General features: G+C 59.8%; 22 protein-coding genes and 1 tRNA gene. 13 read left to right on the top strand and 10 right to left on the bottom strand.

Features of this window, described 5'->3' with window-relative positions:
- Positions 1-41: 41 nt before the first annotated feature.
- Positions 42-350, bottom strand: coding sequence for a hypothetical protein (locus KHU30_RS10655; RefSeq protein WP_211442619.1), 309 nt, complete (start codon positions 348-350; stop codon positions 42-44).
- A 1-nt stretch (position 351) separates the two neighbouring features.
- On the opposite strand from KHU30_RS10655, the gene KHU30_RS10650 reads away from it, so the two are divergent.
- Both KHU30_RS10650 and KHU30_RS10645 read left to right on the top strand, forming a co-directional pair.
- Positions 352-1,521, top strand: coding sequence for an MFS transporter (locus tag KHU30_RS10650; RefSeq protein ID WP_211442801.1), 1,170 nt, complete (start codon positions 352-354; stop codon positions 1,519-1,521).
- A gap of 399 nt (positions 1,522-1,920) precedes the next feature.
- On the top strand, positions 1,921-3,309 hold the full coding sequence (locus KHU30_RS10645; RefSeq protein ID WP_211442618.1) for a sensor histidine kinase: 1,389 nt from the start codon (positions 1,921-1,923) through the stop codon (positions 3,307-3,309).
- A gap of 43 nt (positions 3,310-3,352) precedes the next feature.
- On the opposite strand, the gene KHU30_RS10640 is transcribed toward KHU30_RS10645, so the two are convergent.
- Together KHU30_RS10640 and KHU30_RS10635 are read right to left on the bottom strand one after the other, a co-directional pair.
- Entirely contained in the window at positions 3,353-3,820 is a 468-nt protein-coding gene (locus KHU30_RS10640; protein ID WP_211442800.1) for an acyl-CoA thioesterase, read from the bottom strand.
- 164 nt (positions 3,821-3,984) lie between these two features.
- Positions 3,985-4,971 (bottom strand): phytanoyl-CoA dioxygenase family protein, encoded by a 987-nt coding sequence (locus KHU30_RS10635; protein WP_211442617.1) that lies wholly within the window; start codon positions 4,969-4,971, stop codon positions 3,985-3,987.
- 125 nt (positions 4,972-5,096) lie between these two features.
- Between KHU30_RS10635 and KHU30_RS10630 the strand changes: the two genes are divergently transcribed.
- Positions 5,097-5,951: an AraC family transcriptional regulator gene (locus KHU30_RS10630; protein ID WP_211442616.1), complete on the top strand. Its 855-nt coding sequence runs from the start codon at positions 5,097-5,099 to the stop codon at positions 5,949-5,951.
- A 49-nt stretch (positions 5,952-6,000) separates the two neighbouring features.
- Here KHU30_RS10630 and speB read toward each other — a convergent pair whose 3' ends face one another.
- Positions 6,001-6,954, bottom strand: a complete 954-nt coding sequence (gene speB / locus KHU30_RS10625) for an agmatinase (protein ID WP_211442615.1) — start codon at positions 6,952-6,954, stop codon at positions 6,001-6,003.
- Positions 6,955-7,111: 157 nt separating this feature from the next.
- Here speB and KHU30_RS10620 point away from each other — a divergent pair, with 157 nt between their 5' ends.
- Together KHU30_RS10620 and hemE are read left to right on the top strand one after the other, a co-directional pair.
- Complete coding sequence (locus KHU30_RS10620; RefSeq protein ID WP_211442614.1) at positions 7,112-8,041, top strand: LysR family transcriptional regulator; 930 nt, start codon at positions 7,112-7,114, stop codon at positions 8,039-8,041.
- Between the two features lie 86 nt (positions 8,042-8,127).
- A complete protein-coding gene (hemE, locus tag KHU30_RS10615; protein WP_211442613.1) occupies positions 8,128-9,207 on the top strand; it encodes a uroporphyrinogen decarboxylase in 1,080 nt (359 codons plus the stop codon).
- A gap of 102 nt (positions 9,208-9,309) precedes the next feature.
- Here hemE and KHU30_RS10610 read toward each other — a convergent pair whose 3' ends face one another.
- A complete protein-coding gene (locus KHU30_RS10610) occupies positions 9,310-9,492 on the bottom strand; it encodes a hypothetical protein (RefSeq protein WP_211442612.1) in 183 nt (60 codons plus the stop codon).
- A 530-nt stretch (positions 9,493-10,022) separates the two neighbouring features.
- On the opposite strand from KHU30_RS10610, the gene KHU30_RS10605 reads away from it, so the two are divergent.
- Positions 10,023-12,065, top strand: coding sequence for a primosomal protein N' (locus KHU30_RS10605; RefSeq protein ID WP_211442611.1), 2,043 nt, complete (start codon positions 10,023-10,025; stop codon positions 12,063-12,065).
- Here the strand turns inward: KHU30_RS10605 and KHU30_RS10600 are convergent.
- Positions 12,016-12,852, bottom strand: a complete 837-nt coding sequence (locus KHU30_RS10600) for a FadR/GntR family transcriptional regulator (RefSeq protein ID WP_211442610.1) — start codon at positions 12,850-12,852, stop codon at positions 12,016-12,018. The genes KHU30_RS10605 and KHU30_RS10600 overlap by 50 nt on opposite strands.
- Before the next feature lie 247 nt (positions 12,853-13,099).
- On the opposite strand from KHU30_RS10600, the gene KHU30_RS10595 reads away from it, so the two are divergent.
- Complete coding sequence (locus tag KHU30_RS10595; RefSeq protein WP_211442609.1) at positions 13,100-13,441, top strand: L-rhamnose mutarotase; 342 nt, start codon at positions 13,100-13,102, stop codon at positions 13,439-13,441.
- Positions 13,442-13,444: 3 nt separating this feature from the next.
- Here KHU30_RS10595 and KHU30_RS10590 read toward each other — a convergent pair whose 3' ends face one another.
- Positions 13,445-14,143, bottom strand: a complete 699-nt coding sequence (locus KHU30_RS10590) for a response regulator (RefSeq protein WP_211442608.1) — start codon at positions 14,141-14,143, stop codon at positions 13,445-13,447.
- Positions 14,144-14,391: 248 nt separating this feature from the next.
- Between KHU30_RS10590 and KHU30_RS10585 the strand changes: the two genes are divergently transcribed.
- From KHU30_RS10585 to KHU30_RS10575, 3 genes are all read left to right on the top strand, one after another.
- Positions 14,392-15,024, top strand: coding sequence for a response regulator transcription factor (locus KHU30_RS10585; protein WP_211442607.1), 633 nt, complete (start codon positions 14,392-14,394; stop codon positions 15,022-15,024).
- Between the two features lie 98 nt (positions 15,025-15,122).
- The gene (locus KHU30_RS10580) at positions 15,123-15,992 is read left to right on the top strand and encodes a class I SAM-dependent methyltransferase (protein ID WP_211442606.1); all 870 of its coding nucleotides are present in this window, start codon (positions 15,123-15,125) and stop codon (positions 15,990-15,992) included.
- 109 nt (positions 15,993-16,101) lie between these two features.
- The gene (locus KHU30_RS10575; RefSeq protein WP_211442605.1) at positions 16,102-16,461 is read left to right on the top strand and encodes a hypothetical protein; all 360 of its coding nucleotides are present in this window, start codon (positions 16,102-16,104) and stop codon (positions 16,459-16,461) included.
- Here the strand turns inward: KHU30_RS10575 and KHU30_RS10570 are convergent.
- On the bottom strand, positions 16,435-16,752 hold the full coding sequence (locus KHU30_RS10570) for a hypothetical protein (protein ID WP_211442604.1): 318 nt from the start codon (positions 16,750-16,752) through the stop codon (positions 16,435-16,437). The two genes, KHU30_RS10575 and KHU30_RS10570, sit on opposite strands and share 27 nt — an antisense overlap.
- 54 nt (positions 16,753-16,806) lie before the next feature.
- On the opposite strand from KHU30_RS10570, the gene KHU30_RS10565 reads away from it, so the two are divergent.
- Complete coding sequence (locus tag KHU30_RS10565) at positions 16,807-18,285, top strand: AlkA N-terminal domain-containing protein (RefSeq protein WP_211442603.1); 1,479 nt, start codon at positions 16,807-16,809, stop codon at positions 18,283-18,285.
- Between the two features lie 191 nt (positions 18,286-18,476).
- The gene (locus KHU30_RS10560) at positions 18,477-18,959 is read left to right on the top strand and encodes a nuclear transport factor 2 family protein (protein WP_211442602.1); all 483 of its coding nucleotides are present in this window, start codon (positions 18,477-18,479) and stop codon (positions 18,957-18,959) included.
- A gap of 136 nt (positions 18,960-19,095) precedes the next feature.
- Here the strand turns inward: KHU30_RS10560 and KHU30_RS10555 are convergent.
- A tRNA-Arg gene (locus KHU30_RS10555) sits at positions 19,096-19,171 on the bottom strand.
- 200 nt (positions 19,172-19,371) lie between these two features.
- On the opposite strand from KHU30_RS10555, the gene KHU30_RS10550 reads away from it, so the two are divergent.
- Positions 19,372-19,968: a c-type cytochrome gene (locus KHU30_RS10550; RefSeq protein WP_211442601.1), complete on the top strand. Its 597-nt coding sequence runs from the start codon at positions 19,372-19,374 to the stop codon at positions 19,966-19,968.
- Positions 19,969-20,042: 74 nt separating this feature from the next.
- Here the strand turns inward: KHU30_RS10550 and KHU30_RS10545 are convergent, their stop codons facing one another.
- Positions 20,043-20,732, bottom strand: coding sequence for an OmpA family protein (locus KHU30_RS10545; protein ID WP_211442600.1), 690 nt, complete (start codon positions 20,730-20,732; stop codon positions 20,043-20,045).
- Positions 20,733-20,752: the final 20 nt, after the last annotated feature.

The following is a 20,752-nucleotide window of genomic DNA, read 5'->3' as shown; positions in this document are numbered from 1 at the left end:
CTGCCGGGATCTTGCAGGGGCAACAGGGCCGCGATCCGATGTCATCGCATATGCGCTACAGCGTATAGCGCAGCAATAGCATCTTTATGGGTCAATGCCTCTCTGGTTTGCAAAAGCCGGGGAGGCATTTTTTTATTCCTGGCAGCGCCGCTGCCCGCCGCCCGCTTTTTATCGCAAAAATCCAACACTTTCCGCGTTCGCTGCCAGATTTCATCGCACAAATCTGGTAGCGCTAACACAAACAAACCGCGATTGCTATAATGTTGCTTCGCACCATGGTTCCCGGTGCGCGCCTTTGACTGCCGCGCAGTTCCTGCAATTCGGCGGTTCCATTTCCGGACGATCATCATGCTGTCTTTGCCCCTATTTGCCCTTGCTGTTGCCGCTTTCGGCATCGGTACGACGGAGTTCGTCATCATGGGCCTGCTGCCCGACGTCGCGCGCGATCTGGGGGTGACCATTCCGGCGGCAGGGATGCTGGTGACGGGCTACGCGCTGGGCGTGACCATCGGCGCGCCCATCGTCGCCATCGCCACCGCCAACATGCCGCGCCGCACGGCGCTGCTGAGCCTGATCGGCCTGTTCATCATCGGCAACGTGCTGTGCGCCTTGTCGCCGAACTATGCGGTGCTGATGCTGGCGCGGGTGGTGACGGCGTTTTGCCACGGCGCGTTTTTCGGCATCGGCTCGGTGGTGGCTGCCGGCCTGGTGCCGCCGAACCGGCGCGCGCAGGCGATCGCCCTGATGTTTGCCGGCCTGACCCTGGCCAATGTGCTGGGCGTGCCGTTCGGCACCGCTCTCGGCCAGCAGCTGGGCTGGCGTTCGACTTTCTGGGCGGTGACGGTGATCGGCGTGCTGGCTGCGATTGCGCTGGCATTGTGGCTGCCGAAGAAGATCGACATGCAAAAGACCAGCCTGCTCCAGGAATTTGCCGTGCTCAAGGACCGGCAAGTGGTGATGGTGCTGGCAATCAGCGCGCTGGCCTCTGCCAGCCTGTTTTCAGTATTCACCTACATCACGCCGATCCTGGAAGACGTCACCGGGCTGACCCCGCATGCGGTGACCCTGGTGCTGCTGGTGTTCGGCCTTGGCCTGACCGTGGGCAGCGCGCTCGGCGGCAAGCTGGCCGACTGGCGCCTGCTGCCGTCGCTGATCGGCTTCCTGCTAGCGCTGGCGTTGGTCCTGACGGTGTTTACCCTGACCATGCGCACGCCCTTGCCGGCAGTGGTCACGATTTTTGTCTGGGGCGTGCTGGCCTTTGCGATTGTGCCGCCGTTGCAGGTGCTGGTGGTGGAACGCGCCAGCGCGGCGCCGAACCTGGCGTCGACCCTGAACCAGGGCGCCTTCAACCTGGGCAACGCCGGCGGCGCCTGGTTTGGCGGCATGGCGATCGGCGCCGGTTTCCAGCTGACCACCTTGCCCTATGTCGGCGTGGCGCTGGCGGTGCTGGCGCTCGGCCTGACCCTGTGGTCGGCATCGATAGAGCGCAGCAACGGTCTGGCAATGACGCCTAGCGAATAGGCAGGACAGCCTCGCCGCCGCTTTTTATTGTTTTTCTGATATTCTTCCAGGTTGCTTCAACTGCCTGGCGCGCCGGGCTCCTTGCCGGCGGATAATCCCGCCGCGCCCCGAATCCCGGGGCGCAATCGATCGGATCACCCCTATACCGATTTTGCATTATTATTATTTTTTATCCATTGCTACCATACGCCTTGCTGTCCGCTGGCGGCCCCGGTAAAGCGATCCTGGATAATGGTTTGCGCCAAAATCTTGCTTCAAAGCAAGAACGGCTGTAAATTTACTGATTTGAGCAAAGAAGGACCCAGTTGTCGCAGCGTATGCGCCGAGCCACGCCAGGCAGCCGTCATTGCACGGCATCGGCGCACTTTATAGCCTAAGCATTCATCCTGATCGTCGTCCATGTATTCGATACTGCCCGCAGTCGTTGCTTCGATCTTCCTGGCCTACGGCCTGTACGTGGTATGCACCAAGGGATTCACGCGCATCGGCATCAGCTTCCTGGTGCTGTGCATTACTTCGGCGTTTTGGCAAGGCACCTGGGCTTTCCTGTTTACCTTGCGCGATCCGCATATGGCGATGTTCGTGGTGAAGTTCGGCTATCTGCTGATCCTGTTCCTGCCGACCAGCCTCTACCATTTCCTCACCGAGATCTGCGAACGCACGACGGAGCGCAAGTACGTCTATGCCTCCTACGCGTTCGCCGCCATCCTGGCGATTTTCCTGCTGGGATCGGATCTGCTGGTATCCGGCTACTACCAGTATTTCTGGGGCTACTATCCGAAGGCCGGGCTGCTGCATCCGCTGCATGTGCTGCAAACGGTCATCGTGGTGAACCGCGGGCTGTACATCACCTATCGCGAGCAGCAGGTGGCTGAACTCGGCAAACGCATCAAGATGCGCCTGTGCATAGGCGCGATACTGATTTATTTCTTCGCCGCCGTCGATTACCTATGCAACTACGGCATTGAATTCTATCCGCCCGGCGTCCTGTTCATCGCGGTCAGCCTGGGCGTCATGTCGGTCGCCATCGTCCGCCATCACTTGCTGGACCCGATGACTGTCGCCAGCACGGTCGGCCATGAAATGCGCACGCCGCTGACGTCGATCCGCATGCTGGCGAAGGGCATGGAGCAGTCCCTGCCGACTTTGCTGGAGGGCTACCGGCTGGCGGTGGAACACGGCCTGCTGGCGCCGTCGATCAGGCCGGATACGGTCAACCAGCTATCGAAGGCCACCAATTCGATTACACAGGAAGTCGACCGCACGACGGTGGTGATCGACATGATGCTGGCCTCGGCCAAGCTGGATCGCATCGATACCGACGCCTTTGCCAACTACTCGGTGGTGCAGCTGGTCGACGAGGCGCTGGAGCGCTATCCCTTCGAGCGGGGTGAACGCGCCAAGATCTACCTGGCTGTCATGGAGGATTACGCATTCTTCGGTTCGGACCGGCTGTTCGTGTTTGTCCTGTTCAACCTGCTGAAGAATTCCCTGTACGCGCTGAAGGCGGCGTCCAAGGGTGAGATCAGCATCTCTACCACGCGCGCGGGGAAATTCAATGTCCTCTGTTTTACCGACACCGGCGCCGGCATCGCGTCCAATGTCCTGCCGCATATTTTCGATGCCCACTATACGACCAAGAAGGGCGCCGGTTCCGGCATCGGGCTGGCGTTCTGCCATCAGGTGATGGCGGTGTTCGGCGGCAGCATCCGCTGCGAATCGGCAGCCGGAGAATATACGCGCTTCACGCTGGAATTCCCCGCGGTTGCGGCGGTCGCGCAGGCCTAGCCCGGCAAGCCGCCCGGACGAACCGGACGGCTGCGTTCCGGTCCTAGTTAGAGAGCGTTGCTATGTTTCTAGGATTTTCATACTGCCGTATCTTTTCCAGGATATGCTCCGGCAAACGGCTGATCTTCTTGTCCTTGTTGGCGAAGACGATCTGCTGATGGCCGGTGGACACCAGCCTTCCTTCCACAAAAAACTGGAACAATAAGGAAAACGAGCATTGCTTGATGGCGGCCGTGCTGACTTCGCACTCCACCTTCTGGAAGGCAAAGGTCTCGTGGATATATTTCTGCTGTGCGTCCTTGGTGATGAATACGCCCAGCGGCGCCAGCATGTCGGCGGAAATGCATTCGAAGAACCAACGCTCGCGGCAGATGCCTTGCCATTCAAAGTAGCGGGCAAAGTAGATATTGCCGGTGGCGTTGGAATCCTTCAGGTAAATGTCAATCGAGTGCCGGAAGATCTTAGGTGAAAGGGGCGATGAGGCACCGTGGGAAAACATGGTCGATGTCATCCCGGCTTCTTGAAACAGCGATGTTTTTTGTAGCGTGGTAGTCATAGAAGCTCCATAAGTATCAAAACGTTAACAAATGAACAATGACCGCCTCCGACCATTCAGAGGACAATCGTTTCATTGTTAGTTTTTTTTTATGAGAGCTGCAACGAACGGTATCGCTATCAGCCGCGCCATTTGCTACCGTGGCCGCGCATGGCTTGCCAGTCGCGCAGGCCGAGGATTTTTTCACCCAGTTCGCTCAGCTGCGCCAGCTCATAGCGCGTCTTTTCCCATTCGCGCGGATCGCCGGGAAAGGCATAGCTGTCCGGCCGCGTGCGCTGGCGCCAGCTGTCGATCCGCCATTTCCGCAAGTCGGCCTGCTCTTCGCGCGCGGGCGTGAACGCGATGTACTGCGCCAGCCGCACCTGGCTGGCCGACGTGTTCGGCCGGATGCCGTGCGCCAGCAGGCTGTTGAAGATCAGCAGGTCGCCGGCTTTCATCGGAATGAATTTCACTTCCCACGGCAGTGACGCCAGCTCCGGGCGCCAGGGATTGCGGTCCTTGGGCGCGCTCTTGCGCCATGCGCTGAAGTGCTGGAACAGCTCCGGGATGCATTGGAAGCCGCCGCTTTCCGGCGTGGTGTCGGACAGCGCCAGCACGCCCTGGACGTTGACCGGCAGCGGCTCGGCCGAGGTATCGGCATCCCAGTGGATGAAGCCGCCGAAGCGCCGCGCACCCTGGTTCGGCGTATTCAGGTTGGCGCGGTCTATGGTCACCCACAGGTCTTCGCGGTCCCAGATGTCGACGAAGGCATCGACTACGCGCGGCGTCTGGCGATTGTCCCAGAAGGTCTGGTGATGATAGGCCTCGACCATGCCGGAACCGTTCAGCTCGGTCATTTCATGATCGCGCAGCTGCGCCCGGTTCCAGGTCTCGGGCGCATGCGGATCGAGCTCCTGGAACTCCCACAGGAAATCGGCGGTGCGCTGCACCTGCGCGGCGCTGACGGCATTCCTGACAATCACATAGCCGTAGGTTTGCCAGTGATAGAAATCGGAAGCGGTCAGCACCCGCAGCGGCAGAGTCTTCTTGATATCGCGCAGTTGCGCCTGGTCGGGATACAGCACGGAAGGATTGCTGAGGCGTTGCTCCGTCTGGGACTGGTTCATGGGATCTCCGTATTGGTTTTTCAGGCTAGGGCAGTTCGATTCTGCGCCCGCCCTCCAAGGGAGATTTCGCTGCAAATGCCGCTTATTGATACTATTCTGATGTTATTGCTCAACTAAAGGTCAGTATGCGACCGCAATACGAACATCTCAGCCTGTCCCCCGGACAGTCCTGGCGGCTGCTGTGGCGTGAGCTGCCCGAACTGCCGTTCCTATGGCACTACCATCCGGAATTCGAGCTGACCCTGACCTTGAACGCGCGCGGGCAGCGCTATGTCGGCGACCACCTGGCCGATTTTGCGGATGGCGACCTGGTCTTGCTCGGTCCGAACCTGCCGCACACCTGGTCGGCCGGTGAACGCATTGCTCCCGAGCGGCAGATGCTGGCGGTGGTGGTGTGGTTTTCGAAGGACTGGCTGGTGCAGCTGCAAACCAGCCTGCCGGAACTGGCCGGGCTGCTGCAGCTGGGCAAGCGCGCCGACCGCGGCTTGCAGTTTTCGGCGGAGGTAGCGAGCAGCGCCAGGCCCTTGATGCTGCGCATGGAGAAACTGGCGCCGGCCCAGCGCTTGCCCTTGTTGCTGGAACTATTGCTGCTGCTGGCGCAAGACCAGCAGGCGCGGCCGCTGGCGTCGGTGGCGTCGGCTTCGATCGCGGTCGATGCGCAGCGCCAGCGCATGGGCAAGGTGCTGGACTATCTGCACGACAATTTCCAGACGACGATTCCGCTGGAACTGCTGGCCGCAAGGGCCGCGCTGTCGGTGGGGGCGTTTCATCGCTTTTTCAAACGCCATACCCAGCTCACCGTGACCGCTTACCTGGCCCAGCTGAGGATCGGCAGCGCCTGCCAGCAACTGATCCAGACCGACAAGGCAATAGGGGTGATAGCGCAGGAAGCCGGCTACCGCAACCTGGCCCATTTCAACCGCCAGTTTCGCGCGGCCAAGGGCGCCAGCCCGCGCGATTTCAAGAAGAGATATCGATAAATACTCGCTTAAACCGAGTGCCAGCACTTACTTTTTCTTGGAAAAATTTTCAGCGGCGCGGCACGCCCGGCAGCACGCACAGCATCTCGTACGCCAGGTTCGCGCCCAGCAAAGCGGTGCTGCCGAGCGGATCATACGGCGGCGATACCTCCACCAGATCGGCGCCGACGATGTCCAGGCCCCAGGCGCCGCGGATGATTTCCAGCGCCTGCGGCACGGTCAGGCCGGCGATTTCCGGGGTGCCGGTGCCGGGGGCGTAAGCCGGATCGATACCGTCGATATCGAAACTCAGGTACACCGGACCGCCGGCCACGCGGGCCCGCACTTCTTCCATCAGCGGCGCCAGCGACTTGTTCCAGCACTCTTCCACCGGCACCACCTTGAAACCCTGGTCGCGGCACCAGTCGAAATCTTCCGCGGTATAGCCGGTGCCGCGCAGGCCGATCTGCACCACCCGCCGGCAATCCAGCAAACCTTCTTCGACAGCGCGGCGGAATGGCGTGCCATGCGCAATCTTTTCGCCGAACATGGTGTCGTTGACATCGGCATGGGCGTCGACATGGATCAGGCCGATCTTGCCGTATTTGCGATGCAGCGCGCGCAGGATGGGCAGCGCGATGGTGTGGTCGCCGCCCAGCGAAATCGGACGGCAGCCGGAGGCGACGATGCCGTCGTAGGCATTTTCGACCAGCCGGATCGAATCCAGCAGGTTATACGGATTGATGGCGACATCGCCCAGGTCGGCCACGCGCAAGGCATCGAAGGGCGCCGCCCGGGTCGCCATGTTATAGGGACGCAGCAGCACCGATTCGCTGCGGATCTGGCGCGGGCCGAAACGGGCGCCGGAGCGGTTCGAGGTGCCGAGGTCGAACGGCACGCCGATGAAGCAGGCGTCCAGTCCGGCGCTGCTGGCCACATGCGGCAAGCGCATCATGGTGGCGATGCCGCCGAAACGCGGCATGTCGTTGCCGCCTAGCGGTTGGTAAAGTGGGGTTTCTGACATGATGGTCTCCGGGGCCGGGAAGGCGCAGCGTTAAGAGTGGCGTATTGCAGTTACTCTAACGGCAAATTACTTCGGAAAAAATACGTGTAGTTATGTACTTACATTGATATTGATAGATGTATTATCGGTCTGATCCCCGACCCTTCCGCCGTCAAGCATGCTCAACCAGCTATCCGATCTCGACCTGCGCCTGATCCGTGTTTTTCTGTCGATGCTGGACGCCGGCGGCATTTCAGCTGCCCAGACGACGTTGAATGTCAGCCAGTCCACCATCAGCACCCAGCTGGCGACGCTGGAAACACGGCTTGGCTTTCGCCTGTGCGAGCGCGGCCGCGCCGGTTTCCGCCTGACCCCGCGCGGCGAGCAGTTCGCGCTGAGCAGCCGCCGCCTGATCGAAAATATCGACCACTTTTGCCTGAACGCGCGGCAGATCGGCTGCAAGCTGGCCGGCAAGCTTCAACTGGGCCTGATCGGCCACGCCGCCATCAGCGCCAATGCCCGCCTGAGCCAGGCCATCGCCAGGTTCCGCGCCAGGGACGAGGCGGTGACCTTGTCGCTGGCGGTGCTGGCGCCGGGCCAGCTTGAGGAAGAAGTGATCAACGGCCGGCTCGATCTCGGCATCGGCTACTTCTGGCATCGTTTGCCGAACCTGGAATATGTGCCGCTGTATTCAGAGCATCAGGTAGCGTATTGCGCCGCCGGCCATCCGCTGTTCGGGCAGGCCGGCAATCTGAGCCGGGCCGCGGTGGCCGAATACGACTGGGTCTGGCGCAGCTATCCTTTGCCGGAAGCCGATGGTGCGGACGGCGGGTTTGCGCCGGCGCGCGTGACCGCCCTGGCCGACAATATGGAAGCGGTCGCGGTGCTGCTGCTGTCGGGCCGGCATCTCGGTTTCCTACCGGAGCATTTTGCCGCGCCGCTGGTGGAGCAGGGATTGCTGGCGCCGCTGCATCCCGCAGTGCTGTGCTATGACGTCACCCTGCATATGGTGCTGCGGCGCCAGTCCAGCCGCGGCGAAGTGCTGCAAGCCTTCCTCGATGACCTGGTCGCGGCGCACCAGGGCGGCGCTCAGCTTGACCGGCCCTAATACCGACCATATGGCAAAGCGTTGCCGCAGCAGGGGCTTAGGATGAGATAATGAGCCCGTTATCACCTGCATTCATACTGCCTCATATGTCACAATTCGCCCCCCTGAAGAACGATGCCTTCCTGCGCGCGCTGCTGCGCCAGCCGACCGAATACACGCCTCTGTGGCTGATGCGTCAGGCTGGCCGCTACCTGCCGGAATATCGTAAAACCCGCAGCCGCGCCGGGTCTTTCATGGGCCTGGCGACCAATCCCGATTACGCCACCGAAGTCACGCTGCAACCGCTGGACCGCTTTCCGCTGGATGCCGCCATCCTGTTTTCCGACATCCTGACAGTGCCGGACGCCATGGGGCTGGGTTTGTATTTCGCCGATGGCGAAGGGCCCAAGTTCCAACGCCCGCTGCGCGATGAAAAAGACGTAATGGCGCTGCAGGCGCCGGATCTGGCCAAGCTGGACTACGTTTTCAAGGCCGTTACGCAAATCCGCACTGAACTGGACGGACGGGTGCCGCTGATCGGGTTTGCCGGCAGCCCCTGGACTCTGGCCTGTTATATGGTGGAAGGCGAGGGTTCGCGCGAGTTCCATACCGTCAAGACCATGTTGTACAACCGCCCGGACCTGATGCATCACGTGCTCAGCACCAACGCGGCAGCGGTGGCGGCCTACCTGAATGCGCAAATCGATGCCGGCGCGCAGGCCGTGATGATTTTCGATTCGTGGGGCGGGGCGCTGGCCGATGGCGCCTACCAGGAATTTTCGCTGGACTACATGCGCCAGGTGATGTCCCAGCTCAAGCGCGAGAAAGACGGCGTGCCGATTCCTGCGATCGTCTTTACCAAGGGCGGCGGCCTCTGGCTGGAGGAGATCGCCGACATCGGCACCGATGCCGTCGGCCTCGACTGGAGCGTCAACCTGGCGCAAGCGCGCGCCCGCGTCGGCGACCGCGTCGCGCTGCAGGGCAATCTCGATCCTGCCGTGCTGTTTGCCAATCCTGAACAGATCCGCAGCGAAGTCAGCCGCTTGCTGGACGCCTATGGCACCCCGCAAGCCGGCCACGGCCACGTTTTCAACCTCGGCCACGGCATTTCGCAATTTACGCCGCCGGAATCGGTGGCGGTGATGGTGGATGCGGTCCACGAAATCAGCCGCAAGTTGCGCGCATAGGGCTGGCAAAGCGGCTTTTAGATTTCCTTGCGGAAAATTTTACTGTCACATAGCGTCACGCATAACACATTCAGCACGGCTGCGGACATCCATAGCCGCTAGTTATGCACAAAATAAATCTGCTGCACCACGGTAATTATTTATATCGATATTTTTATTTTGCAGACGGATTGTGTTTTGTAAGTATTTGATTTTTAAGGATATATTTTCTGCTTTTAGTTTAGGCAATGTATTGAAACCCGCATCAAATATGAGGCTGCAGCCTGTCAAGAGCAGGTTACCCACAAAGTTATCCACAGACATTGTGGATAATTTGAAAAGCGCTTATGAAACCGATGCTTAGGGCGTTTCCTCATGTTTTACTTTAAGTGGAATCTTACGAATTTGAAATCTTGATGATTTCACCACAGTTGACGCGCCGCTAATTTTTCCGGAACAAAATGGGATGGATTCTACGAAAAAAGTCACATGATGGTGCATCGTGCCGGTTTCGGATGCCGACATGAATGTTACCTTTTGTGCTCCATTTTGGAACATTCGAAATTTAGTTATGCACATAATTTAGTTTCCGCAAGGCCATTTTTTAAATACGCCGGAAATTTTTTCCCTCCGTAGCGTATAAATTAAGTCTTTGATTTAAAAAGATATTAATTTTTATTTCAGTATTGGCAAAAGCCAGAATCAGATGTAAACACGCTGTTTTTGAATGTGTAGCTGACGTTGTCCACAAAGTTATCCACAGATAATGCGGGCACTTTCAAAAGCACTTATGAAACCGACAGTTAGCCTATTTCTTCGGGAATCACATTAAGTTCGTGAAACAAAGCATTCTTCAAATCGTCCTCGATACCCCCCTCGATAGCAGCTTCGATTATCGCTGGCAGGCCAGCGACGACAGCGAGCCTGCGCCGCAGGTCGGCCAGCTGGTGCAACTGTCGTTCGGCAGGCGCGAAGTGGTGGGCATGATCGTCGGCCTCAGCGACGAGAGCGACGTTCCTGTCGAAAAATTAAAAAATGTACAAGCCGTACGCCATCAGCTGCCGCCCTTGTCGACGCAATGGCTGGCGCTGTGCCGCTTTGCCGCCGACTACTATCAGCGGCCGCTGGGCGAGGTGGCCTTGCCGGGCTTGCCGAAGAATTTGCGGGCGCAAAAGCCGGTCGCCCTGGACCGTGGATTGAAGAAATTGCAGCAGGCCGGCAGCGCGCACGACGCCACGCCGATCGACGTGGCGCGGCTCAATCCGGCGCAGCAGCAGGCGGCCGATGCGATCGCCGGCGCCACCGGTTTTGCGCCTACCCTTTTATATGGCGTCACTGGCAGCGGCAAGACCGAGGTCTATTTACAAGCGGCAGCGCAGATTCTGGCGCACAACGAGAACGGCGCCGACAACCTCTCGCAAATCCTGATCCTGGTGCCGGAAATTAACCTGACGCCGCAGCTGGAAGGGAATATCCGCGCCCGTTTCCCCGGTGTCACGGTGGCCACCCTGCACAGCGGCCTGGCCGAAGGCGAGCGCATGCGCCACTGGCTGGCGGCGCACCTGGGACAGGCGCGCATCATCCTGGGTACGCGGCTGGCGGTGCTGGCTTCCTTGCCACATTTGAAGCTCATCGTCATCGACGAGGAACACGATCCCTCCTACAAACAGCAAGAAGGCTTGCGCTATTCGGCGCGCGATCTGGCGGTATGGCGCGCCCATCAGCTGAGCATCCCGATCGTGCTGGGCTCCGCCACGCCGTCGCTGGAAACCTGGCATCACGCGCAGTCCGGCCGCTACAAGAAACTGGAACTGCGCGAGCGCGCGGTCAAGGATGCGGTGTTGCCGAAGGTGCGCCGGATCGACATGGAGCGCGACAAACCCAGCGAAGGCCTGACCTCGACCCTGGTCAGCGCACTGAAGCAAAGGCTGGAACGCGGCGAGCAGTCGCTGCTGTTCCTGAACCGGCGCGGCTATGCGCCGGTGATTGCTTGCGACGCCTGCGGCTGGGTCAGCAACTGCACCCGCTGCACTTCTTTCATGGTGCTGCACAAACCCGAGCATCGGCTGCGCTGCCATCACTGCAGCCTGGAGTTGCGCATCCCGAAATCCTGCCCGACCTGCGGCAATATCGATTTGCAGCCGCTTGGCCGCGGCACGCAAAGACTGGAAGAAGGGCTGCAAGCCATGTTTCCGGAAGCGCGGGTGCTGCGCATCGATGCCGATTCGACCCGCCGCAAGGGCAGCGCGCAAGCCGCATTCGACAGTGTCCACAATGGCGAGGTGGATATCTTGATCGGCACCCAGATGGTGGCCAAGGGACATGACTTCAAAAACCTGACGCTGGTAGGCATCCTGAATCCGGATACAGCGCTGTTTTCCCACGACTACCGCGCCAGCGAACGGCTGTTTGCGCAGCTGATGCAGGTGGCCGGCCGCGCCGGCCGCGCCGCCCAGAAAGAGGGCGGCAGTCCCAGCGAAGTGCTGATCCAGACGCGCTATCCGCAGCATCCGCTGTATGCCGCCGTGATCGCCCACGATTATGACCACTTCGCCACGTCCTTGCTGGAAGAGCGCGCACAAGCCTGCTTGCCGCCTTACATCTACCAGGCTTTATTGCGTGCAGAAGCGAAAGAGCTGGAAACTGCGATTGAATTCCTGCAGCAGGCGGCCCATTGCATCGAGCACGAGGGCATCACCATGCATGATCCGATTCCGATGACCATGACCCGGGTCGCCAACGTCGACCGCGCGCAATTGCTGATCGAGTGCCCGTCGCGTCCCGGCCTGCAGGCTTTCCTGGGCGACTGGATGGCCGAACTGCGGCAGATCAAGACGCGCGCGAAGTGGTCTTTGGAAGTGGATCCGGTTGATATTTGACGCTGTGCTCCGGCACCGAACGGGAAAAAATCTTCACCACCGAATCCATGTGGGCGCGCATCGCCTTGCGCGCAGCCACCGGATCGCGCGCCTGCAGCGCTTCCAGGATCAGCTGGTGTTCATGCTCTGAACGGTTCGGCATGTCTTTCGAGGTGTACAGCGTTTGCAGGCGCTGGAACATCATGCCGTACTTGCGGCCCAGCAGATGGCTGACCAGCAGCAGATAGGCTGGGTTGCCGCTGGCTTCGGCGATGCGGATATGGAACAGGCGGTCGCCGGGATGGGTATGCGAACCGTTGCGGTTGTCTTCGACATTGCGCGCATACGCTGCGGCGATGCTGCGCAGCTGCTCGTCGGTGGCGTTGACTGCGGCGAGGGCGGCGGTTTCCGGCTCAACCAGACGGCGCGCCTGCAGCAGCTTGAACGGCGGGATTTCATCGTCGAGCTCGTGGCTGATTTCCAGGTCGAGTTCCGGATCGATTTCCCAGCCGCTGCGGCGCGCGGCCTGCTGCAGCGCCGATGGCTTGGCTTCATCCTTGGCTGCGGCCTGCTCCTCGGGCGGCAGCACCGTCACGCCATTGCCGACCCGCACGCTGACAATCCCGATGACTTCCAGCGCAATCAAGGCTTCCCTCACGGAAGTGCGGCTGACGCCGAACTGCTTGGCCAGCTCCCGTTCGGGCGGCAGGTTGTCGCCGGGACCGTATTCGCCGCGGTCAATCATGTCGCGCAGCTGATCGGCGATTTGTTGATACAGGCGACGGTTATGGATGACGTGTATGGGCATGGCAGCATTGAAAGATATTTTTCATATTGTGCCATGCCGGAGCTGCCGGCAGTCGAAACAGATGCGGGGGAAACTCGTCCCAGGCAAGATAGACAGCGGGATTCAGGCGTTGCCGCCGGGATTTTTGGCGTGCTATTATTGGTCCAGCCAATAGACCTGTAAAAATGACATCGATCCGGTCCGACGCTATTCATCTGATCGGCGGCGGCTGGCCGAACCAGGGACTGGACTGCAAGGAGCTGCCGATATGCGCTACTGCCTGGCGCTGGATCTGCAAGACGATCCGGCTCTGATTCAAGAATACGAACAATATCATCGCGAGATCTGGCCCGAGATCGCCGCGCATCTGCGGCAGCAGGGCGTGCTCGCCATGGAAATCTATCGCCTCGGCACGCGGCTGGTGATGGTGATGGACACCGACGACGCCGTCTACAGCGCAGAGCGGATGGCGCAGGCCGCCCGCGGCAATCCCTGGGTGCTGGAATGGGAAACCTTGATGTGGCGGTTCCAGGCTGCCACGCCATGGACTCCGGCGGGCGAAAAATGGACGCCGATGACGCAGATCTTCAATCTCGGCCGGCAGCGTTGAGCCTCACGCCGTGCGCGGCCGCTCGCGGCTTTCGAGCTCCGGCAGACACCAGTCTTCCTGGCCTTCCGGCTGGATATTGTCGCCGCTGACCGTGGCGCAGTAGCGGCCCAGCTCGATATCGTTGCGCAAACCCAGTTTTTTCATTGCTGATGCTTTTTGCAGGCTGACCGTCTTCACGCTTTTGCTGAAGCGCCTGGCAATATCGCGCAAGCTGTTGCCCGCCACGTACAGGCGCAGCACCTCGGTCTCGCGCGGGCTGGGGATCGGATACCTGACTTGTTCCTCCATGCCGTTGCGCAGCAAAGCCTCAAACGAAGGGCCCACGTAAGGCGTGCTGTTACCCAGATGCCGGATGGTCTTGCCGATCTCGGGAATGGCGTCGCTCTTGTGCAGCAAGCCGTTCACGCCGCTGTTGATGATCTGGTGCAGCACCACCGGAAAATCATTCGTGGTCAGCACTACCAGCCATGTATGCGGGTGATGGCGCCGTATGTACGAGAGCAGGTGCAAGCCATCGCTGACGCGCGTCATCGGCATCGAAAACTCGGTGATGACCAGATCGCACGGGGTTGATTGAAGGCACTCGACCAGCGCATCGGCGCTGGAAACGCTGGCCACTACCCGGCAATCCGGCAGGTGATTCAGATAAACGCGCACCCCAGCGGTAAATACGGGGTGATCGTCTGCAAGAATGATTTTCACTGTGCGTACTCCTTGGTAAAACCAAACCGGACTGGCTTGGTCCAGCAAGATCGGTATTCCGTAAGTCCCAACAACCTGCGACTGCTGGTTAAATATTAACTATTTTGCATCTAAGTTATCAATTCAAGTGCACATTTAAGAAATTTGCATATATATTTAATAACATGTAAGCCGGATACTTTCTATTCCTTAACAATAAGTAAATCCCTAGCGCGCTACTTCAATCATTTATTTTCGGGAGGAACTCCATGATCAAAATCATCCTGGCCGACGATCACCCAGCCGTTATTTCGGGTGTCCGGCAATATATAGACCTGACGCCCGGCTATGCGGTGGTGGCCACGGCGACCTCGACTGCGGAACTGTCGGCGCGGCTGCAAGATACGCCCTGCGACATGCTGATTTCCGAGTTTTCGCTGCCGAACAACCGGATCGGCGACGGCTGCACCCTGTTTAACCAGCTGAAGTGCGAATACCCGGAGATAGCGCTGATCGTGCTGACCACCATCGACATTCCGGCCGTGCTGTATCAGATTACGAATAGCGGCGTGAGCGGCGTGGTGCACAAGAGCGACGATATGAACGAGCTGGGGCGCGCTGTCGTGGAGGGCTCTCGCCGCGTGCCATACGTGAGCAAGGCGGCGCGGCTGCTGCTCAAGAAGGGCCCGAGCGGCAAAGCGCCGACCAGGCGTGAAGTCGAGGTGCTGAAGATGTATGTGGTAGGCAACAGCCTGCGGGAAATCGCCGCCAGCCTCCAAAAGAGCGTCAAGACCGTGGGCTTGCAAAAAGCCTCTGCCATGAGAAAAATGGGCTTGCGCAACGATATCGAGCTGGGCCGTTACTCTTGCACGATCGGTCGCGTGAACCTGATGCGGCGCTAGCATTTTTGGCCGGTCGCTGGTGTTTCAAGACCTCTGGTCCTTGAAGCCGTTATACTTGGGGGATAACGGGCCAGCCTGGCCGACAGAAAGCAAGCTCCATGAACGGCATCAAAGCAGAATCCAGCACCTCCGGCCAGCAGGCGGCCAAGCATGAAATTCGTCCCGGCCAATCGATAGAACTGCTCAAAGAGCTGCATATCCTGACGCGCGACGGCAAATTGAACCAGGACAGCCGCCGCAAGCTCAAGCAGGTATATCATCTATATCAATTCATCGAACCCTTGCTGCAGGAAATCCAGCGGGAACAAAGCGGCGTGCAGCTGGTCGACCATGGAGCGGGCAAGTCCTACCTGGGCTTCATTCTGTACGACCTGTTCTTCAAGACGCTCAAGGACAATTCGCACATCTTCGGTATCGAGACGCGCGAAGAGCTGGTGAAGAAATCGCAGGAGCTGGCGCAGCGGCTGGAATTTCCAGGCATGTCGTTCCTGAATTTGTCGGTGGCGGAATCGATAGAGTCCACCTTGCTGCCGAACCGGATCGATGTTGTCACGGCATTGCATGCGTGTAATACCGCGACGGACGATGCGATCCAATTCGGCCTGAAGAAACAGGCGCGCTTCATGGTGCTGGTGCCTTGCTGCCAGGCCGAAGTGGCTTCTGTGCTGAAAAAGAACAAGGGTAAGTCGCTGGGTAAGGATGCATTGACCGAAATCTGGCGCCATCCCCTGCATACCCGGGAATTCGGCAGCCAGGTCACTAATGTGCTGCGCTGTCTGCAGCTGGAAGCGCATGGCTATCAAGTCAGCGTGACCGAACTGGTCGGCTGGGAGCATTCGATGAAGAATGAATTGATTATCGCCAATTACAAAAATCTGCCGCGCAAACGACCGACCGAGCGTCTGCACGAAGTGCTGCACACGCTCGGGCTGGAAGAAATGCAGGAACGCTTTTTCACCTCGCACTGATTTTCTCCGCGAAAAAGTCCTGGCAAATCCAAACAATACCGAGTCTGCAACATCCGCCCGCGGCAAGCGGGTCGTCCACCATCACACCACTTAACCCAAGGAGAGTGACATGAGTAAGACGAGTGGCTCACATGCCGTTAAAGAATTCACCAAGGCGCCGCTGACCGAAGAGGGATTGACTGAAACGTTGCAGCGGATTACGGCAGGCGTCGATGAATTCAGCGTATTGAACCATTCCGCGCGCGCGGTGCTGGTGGCCAAGGTGACCGAGCAGTGGCAGCAGGAGTTCGTCAGCAGCTTCCATATCCCCGACGACCTTGCCAAGGCCGGCGAAGCCTATGCCGCCATCGAGCAGGGCGATAAATATCCGAGCTTGAGCGACGCCACGCGCGAAGCGGTATTGAAACGCTTTGACGACCGCTACGGCGACGGCGGTCCGCGCCTATGGCCGGCCCTCAACGGCAAATAGAGCTTCAGCCTGGTGGAAGCCATAGAAACTGCGCTGCATGGCTTCCCGGCTGCCGCTGGCGCGCACTTCCAAGGCAATATCCCGGATCGTGCCCATCGCCGCCAGCATCGGACAGGCACCCAGGCTGATGCGTTGCGCGCCGGCGGTAAACAGCGCGGTCGTTGCACGGCGCCCAATCTGCATCAGCACGCGCGTCTCCGATGGGTTGTGAACGGCGCCGATTATTGCGTGCCGTAATATCGCGTACTGGTGCTTTTCGGACCTCAACATTTTCATGATAATTGCCGTCATGTCCATGTCCGAAAACCGCTAGACAGTGCAAAACAATGGCGCGATCATGCCGCCATGGAACTCGATCACGACACCTGCTACCGGGCGCTGGCCAGCCGCGACGCGCGCTTCGACGGCCGCTTCTTCGTCGCCGTCAAGACCACTGGCATCTATTGCCGGCCGATCTGTCCTGCGCGCACCGCCAAATCGGAAAATGTCCTTTTTTTCCGCACTGCCGCCGCCGCCCAGGAAGCCGGTTTCCGCCCCTGCCTGCGCTGCCGGCCCGAAGCCGCGCCCGATTCGGGCGCCTGGCGCGGCGTTTCCAATACCGGCGTGTCGCACACCGTGGCGCGTGCGCTGGCATTGATAGAAATGGGCGCCCTCGATGACGCCGGCATGGACGCGCTGGCTGGCCGGCTTGGCGTCGGCGAACGCCAGCTGCGCCGCTTGTTCGTGCTGCATGTAGGCGCCTCGCCGGTGACGGTAGCCCAGACCCGTCGCGTGCTGCTGGCCAAGCAGCTGATCCACGAAACCCGCATGCCGCTGACTGAAATCGCCTTCGCCGCCGGTTTCGGAAGCGTACGGCGCTTTAACGAAGTATTCCACGGCCTCTACGAACGTCCGCCGGGCGCCTTGCGGCGCAGCAGCCAGCCCGATCAATCGGCCGGAAAGCACGGCGAAGTCACGCTATTGTTGCGCTACCACCCGCCTTACGACTGGCCGGCCATGCTGGCGTTTTTGCAGGCGCGCGCGATCACCGGCGTGGAACTGGTGGCCGACGGCTGCTATTCCCGCAGCATCAGCCTTGATGGCGCACAGGGCACGGTGCTGGTGCGGCAAGGCGCCGGCCACGCCTTGCAAGTCACCATCCGTTTTCCGCGCCTGGCATCGCTGGCGGGCATCATCGCCCGTCTGAGAAGAATGTTCGATCTCGCCGCCGACCCGCAAATCATCAACAGCCAGCTTGGTGAAGACCCCTTGATGGCGCGGTTGACTGCCGCACGGCCGGGGCTGCGCGTACCGGGCGCCTGGGATGGCTTTGAACAAGCCATGCGCGCGGTGCTGGGACAGCAGATTACGGTCAGCGGCGCCATCAGGCTGGCCGGAAAGCTGACGGCGCAGCATGGTGTCGCGTTAAAGGAAACCTGTCCGGACCGCCCCGGGCTCACCCATGTATTCCCTCAGCCGGCGAGCGTGGCCGCAGCCGACCTGGCGGCGCTCGGCATGCCGAAATCGCGCGCAGCTACCTTGTCGGCCCTGGCCGCCGCGCTGGTGGCCGATCCGCAATTGCTGGACAGCCGCGCCAGCCTGGCCGAAGCCGTGCAAAAATTGTGCGAATTGCCCGGCATCGGCGACTGGACCGCGCAATACTTTGCGCTGCGGCATCTGCGCGAACCGGATGCATTTCCTGCGGCAAATGTGGCGCTGATGAATGCGATTGCGCTGCATGAAGGAGGAGCCAGGCCGAACGCCAAGGAGCTCAGCGCGCGGGCGGAAGCCTGGCGGCCGTGGCGTGCCTACGCGGCGCAGCATCTCTGGGCGTCCCTGGTCTGAACCGGCGCCAGCCGGTTGCCACAGGAGCAGCAAAGGCTGCCAAGTCCATTTCCGCACGAAGCGGTTAGCTATCTTATTGATGTGTGCATGCCAAATATTGCCCAAAAGCATCGTTTGGCATGATAAATTGGGCTCTCGCAACCCAATGCACGGCATTGGGCAGGATTCCACCACACCTCAAGGAGTAGCCAATGAAGATCACCGGTGTTTTCGTATTGACTCTTGCGCTAGCTGGTTGTGCAATGCATCAAACCGCATCGGATAATCCGATTGCATTCAGGACCGAGAGCTGCAGGGCGATATCGGAGCAAGAAGTTGCCGGACTCTTTGATCGCTGGAATCAATCGCTGCAGACTGGCGATGCCCGCAAGGTGGTCGCTAATTACGCCGTGCGCTCCATCCTCCTGCCGACGGTTTCAAACAAGCCGCGGCTGACGCCGGCCGAGAAGGAGGATTATTTCCAGCACTTCCTTGAGAACCGTCCATCCGGGAAGATTGATTTTCGCTTCATTGAGCTAGGCTGCAATTCCGCCGTTGACGCCGGCTTGTACACGTTTACCTTCGGCAAAACCGGGGCGGTGGTCCAAGCGCGCTACACCTATACCTACCGATGGGACGGCGCCCAATGGCTCATCACCAGCCACCATTCATCCGCCATGCCGGAAAAAAAATAAGCGTCGTGCTGGGGCAAGCATCAACCGCGGAAAAGTTGATGCTGTCCACACGCAACGAGCCGCCAGACCGGCTGTCCGAGGATCATGTCGCGGTCTGCAAGAGATCGATCAAGTTTTTGATTTTATTGAGAAAAACTGGTGCGGCTGGCTGGAATCGAACCAGCGACCCTTGGCTTCGGAGGCCAATACTCTATCCACTGAGCTACAGCCGCATGAGAGGAACGGTGAAGAGGCATGAAGGATACCGTTTTTCTGCGCGCGCGTCCATTTAAAGCAACTGTTGTTCGTTCCAAATAGTATTTATTGCGACTATAATCAAGGGTTTGGCGAGGGATCGTGGACTGTTCAGGCAGTTGGGACGGTTTTTTGGCGCGTATCCGGCTATGGCTTTGAAAATTGCACTGAGGGAATTATGAGCGACGCACAAAACGAAGAACATCAATCCGCGATCAAGACGCCTAAGCAACTGATCATTGCTGTTGCAGCCGGTTTTCTAGTACCTATCATCTGTATTGTGCTGCTGGTGCAATACGTCACCGCCGGCAAGAAAGTCGGCGCCGGTTCGGAAGGACAGACGCCGGAAGCGATTGCGGCCCGTATCCAGCCGGTCGCCGATGCCGGTTTCACCTTCAAGGACGTCAACGCGCCCAAGCAGCTGCTTTCCGGCGAAGAAGTCTTCAAGTCGACCTGCGCCGCCTGCCATGCGGCTGGCGTTGCCGGCGCTCCCAAGGTCGGCGATGCCGGCGCCTGGGGGCCGCGTCTGGCTGACGGCTATGACAAGGTAGTCGGCTACGCGCTGCACGGTTTGCGGGCGATGCCGGCCAAGGGCGGCAATCCGGATCTCGACGATATCGAAGTGGCGCGCGCGGTGGTCTACATGGCTAACCAGTCCGGCGGCAAGTTCAAGGAACCTGAAGTCCCGGCGGCGCCAGCCGCTGCTGCCGGTGCCTCGGCAAGCACTGCCGCTACTGCCGCAGCCAGCGCTGCTTCGGAGCCGGTCGCAAAGTAATGCTGAGTAGCCGGTCGTAAAAAAAACCAGTCGATGCATTGACTGGTTTTTTTTGCCCAAGACTTCTGCTTGGATCAATAGGCTTGTGCCTGCGGCTGGCCCTGAGCAGGAGCCGGTTCGCGGACAAACAATTCAACACGGCGATTGATCGCGCGGTTGGCGACCGTATCGTTGGCGACCAGAGGCTGGGTGGAACCGAGGCCATCCATGGTGATGCGGTTCGGCGCGACGCCGCGGCTGCTCAGGTAGCTGCTGACATTCTGCGCGCGCTGGCGTGACAGCGGACCATTGATGGCGTCAGTGCCGGTGTTGTCCGTATGGCCATAGACTTCCACCAGTGATGCCGGGTTCTGCACCAGCGTTGTCGCCAATTGGTCCAGGATCGGGCGCAGGGCTGGATTGAGGTCGGCGCGGCCGGTAGCAAAGCCGGTATCGGCCGGAACGTTGACCTTCAGGCGGTTATCGGCAGTCTGGGTGACCTGGACATTGGTGCCGGCAGTAGCTCTTTCCATCGCCAGTTTCTGATCCTGCTGGTGCTTGCCCCAGATATTGCCGCCAACCGCGCCAATCGCAGCACCGATCGCTGCACCGGCGGCTGTCCGCTTGGCGCCGCCAGGGCCGGCAATGCCGCCCACCAGGCCGCCCAGAACGGCGCCTGCACCGGCGCCATAAGCGGTGCCTTTTTGCGTTTCCGACATGTCGGCGCAGCCTGCAGTGGCCATGGTCACTGCCAGAACCAGGGCGCCTATCTTGAATTTATTCATGGTTTTTCCTCTCGAAGGTT

This window comes from Collimonas humicola (genome assembly GCF_018304945.1).
GTDB lineage: Bacteria > Pseudomonadota > Gammaproteobacteria > Burkholderiales > Burkholderiaceae_D > Collimonas > Collimonas humicola.
This window is presented reverse-complemented; position numbering and strand designations above follow the sequence as displayed.

What these genes read in the sequence shown, in the direction of transcription:
- KHU30_RS10585 (WP_211442607.1), top strand. Translation starts at nt 14,392, where the DNA reads ATGATCAAAATCATCCTGGCCGACGATCACCCAGCCGTTATTTCGGGT.
- KHU30_RS10635 (WP_211442617.1), bottom strand. Translation starts at nt 4,971, where the DNA reads ATGAACCAGTCCCAGACGGAGCAACGCCTCAGCAATCCTTCCGTGCTG.
- KHU30_RS10570 (WP_211442604.1), bottom strand. Translation starts at nt 16,752, where the DNA reads ATGACGGCAATTATCATGAAAATGTTGAGGTCCGAAAAGCACCAGTAC.
- KHU30_RS10655 (WP_211442619.1), bottom strand. Translation starts at nt 350, where the DNA reads ATGATGATCGTCCGGAAATGGAACCGCCGAATTGCAGGAACTGCGCGG.
- KHU30_RS10595 (WP_211442609.1), top strand. Translation starts at nt 13,100, where the DNA reads ATGCGCTACTGCCTGGCGCTGGATCTGCAAGACGATCCGGCTCTGATT.
- KHU30_RS10545 (WP_211442600.1), bottom strand. Translation starts at nt 20,732, where the DNA reads ATGAATAAATTCAAGATAGGCGCCCTGGTTCTGGCAGTGACCATGGCC.
- KHU30_RS10560 (WP_211442602.1), top strand. Translation starts at nt 18,477, where the DNA reads ATGAAGATCACCGGTGTTTTCGTATTGACTCTTGCGCTAGCTGGTTGT.
- KHU30_RS10575 (WP_211442605.1), top strand. Translation starts at nt 16,102, where the DNA reads ATGAGTAAGACGAGTGGCTCACATGCCGTTAAAGAATTCACCAAGGCG.
- KHU30_RS10580 (WP_211442606.1), top strand. Translation starts at nt 15,123, where the DNA reads ATGAACGGCATCAAAGCAGAATCCAGCACCTCCGGCCAGCAGGCGGCC.
- KHU30_RS10630 (WP_211442616.1), top strand. Translation starts at nt 5,097, where the DNA reads ATGCGACCGCAATACGAACATCTCAGCCTGTCCCCCGGACAGTCCTGG.
- KHU30_RS10620 (WP_211442614.1), top strand. Translation starts at nt 7,112, where the DNA reads ATGCTCAACCAGCTATCCGATCTCGACCTGCGCCTGATCCGTGTTTTT.
- KHU30_RS10645 (WP_211442618.1), top strand. Translation starts at nt 1,921, where the DNA reads ATGTATTCGATACTGCCCGCAGTCGTTGCTTCGATCTTCCTGGCCTAC.
- KHU30_RS10600 (WP_211442610.1), bottom strand. Translation starts at nt 12,852, where the DNA reads ATGCCCATACACGTCATCCATAACCGTCGCCTGTATCAACAAATCGCC.
- KHU30_RS10565 (WP_211442603.1), top strand. Translation starts at nt 16,807, where the DNA reads ATGGAACTCGATCACGACACCTGCTACCGGGCGCTGGCCAGCCGCGAC.
- speB (WP_211442615.1), bottom strand. Translation starts at nt 6,954, where the DNA reads ATGTCAGAAACCCCACTTTACCAACCGCTAGGCGGCAACGACATGCCG.
- KHU30_RS10640 (WP_211442800.1), bottom strand. Translation starts at nt 3,820, where the DNA reads ATGACATCGACCATGTTTTCCCACGGTGCCTCATCGCCCCTTTCACCT.
- KHU30_RS10550 (WP_211442601.1), top strand. Translation starts at nt 19,372, where the DNA reads ATGAGCGACGCACAAAACGAAGAACATCAATCCGCGATCAAGACGCCT.
- hemE (WP_211442613.1), top strand. Translation starts at nt 8,128, where the DNA reads ATGTCACAATTCGCCCCCCTGAAGAACGATGCCTTCCTGCGCGCGCTG.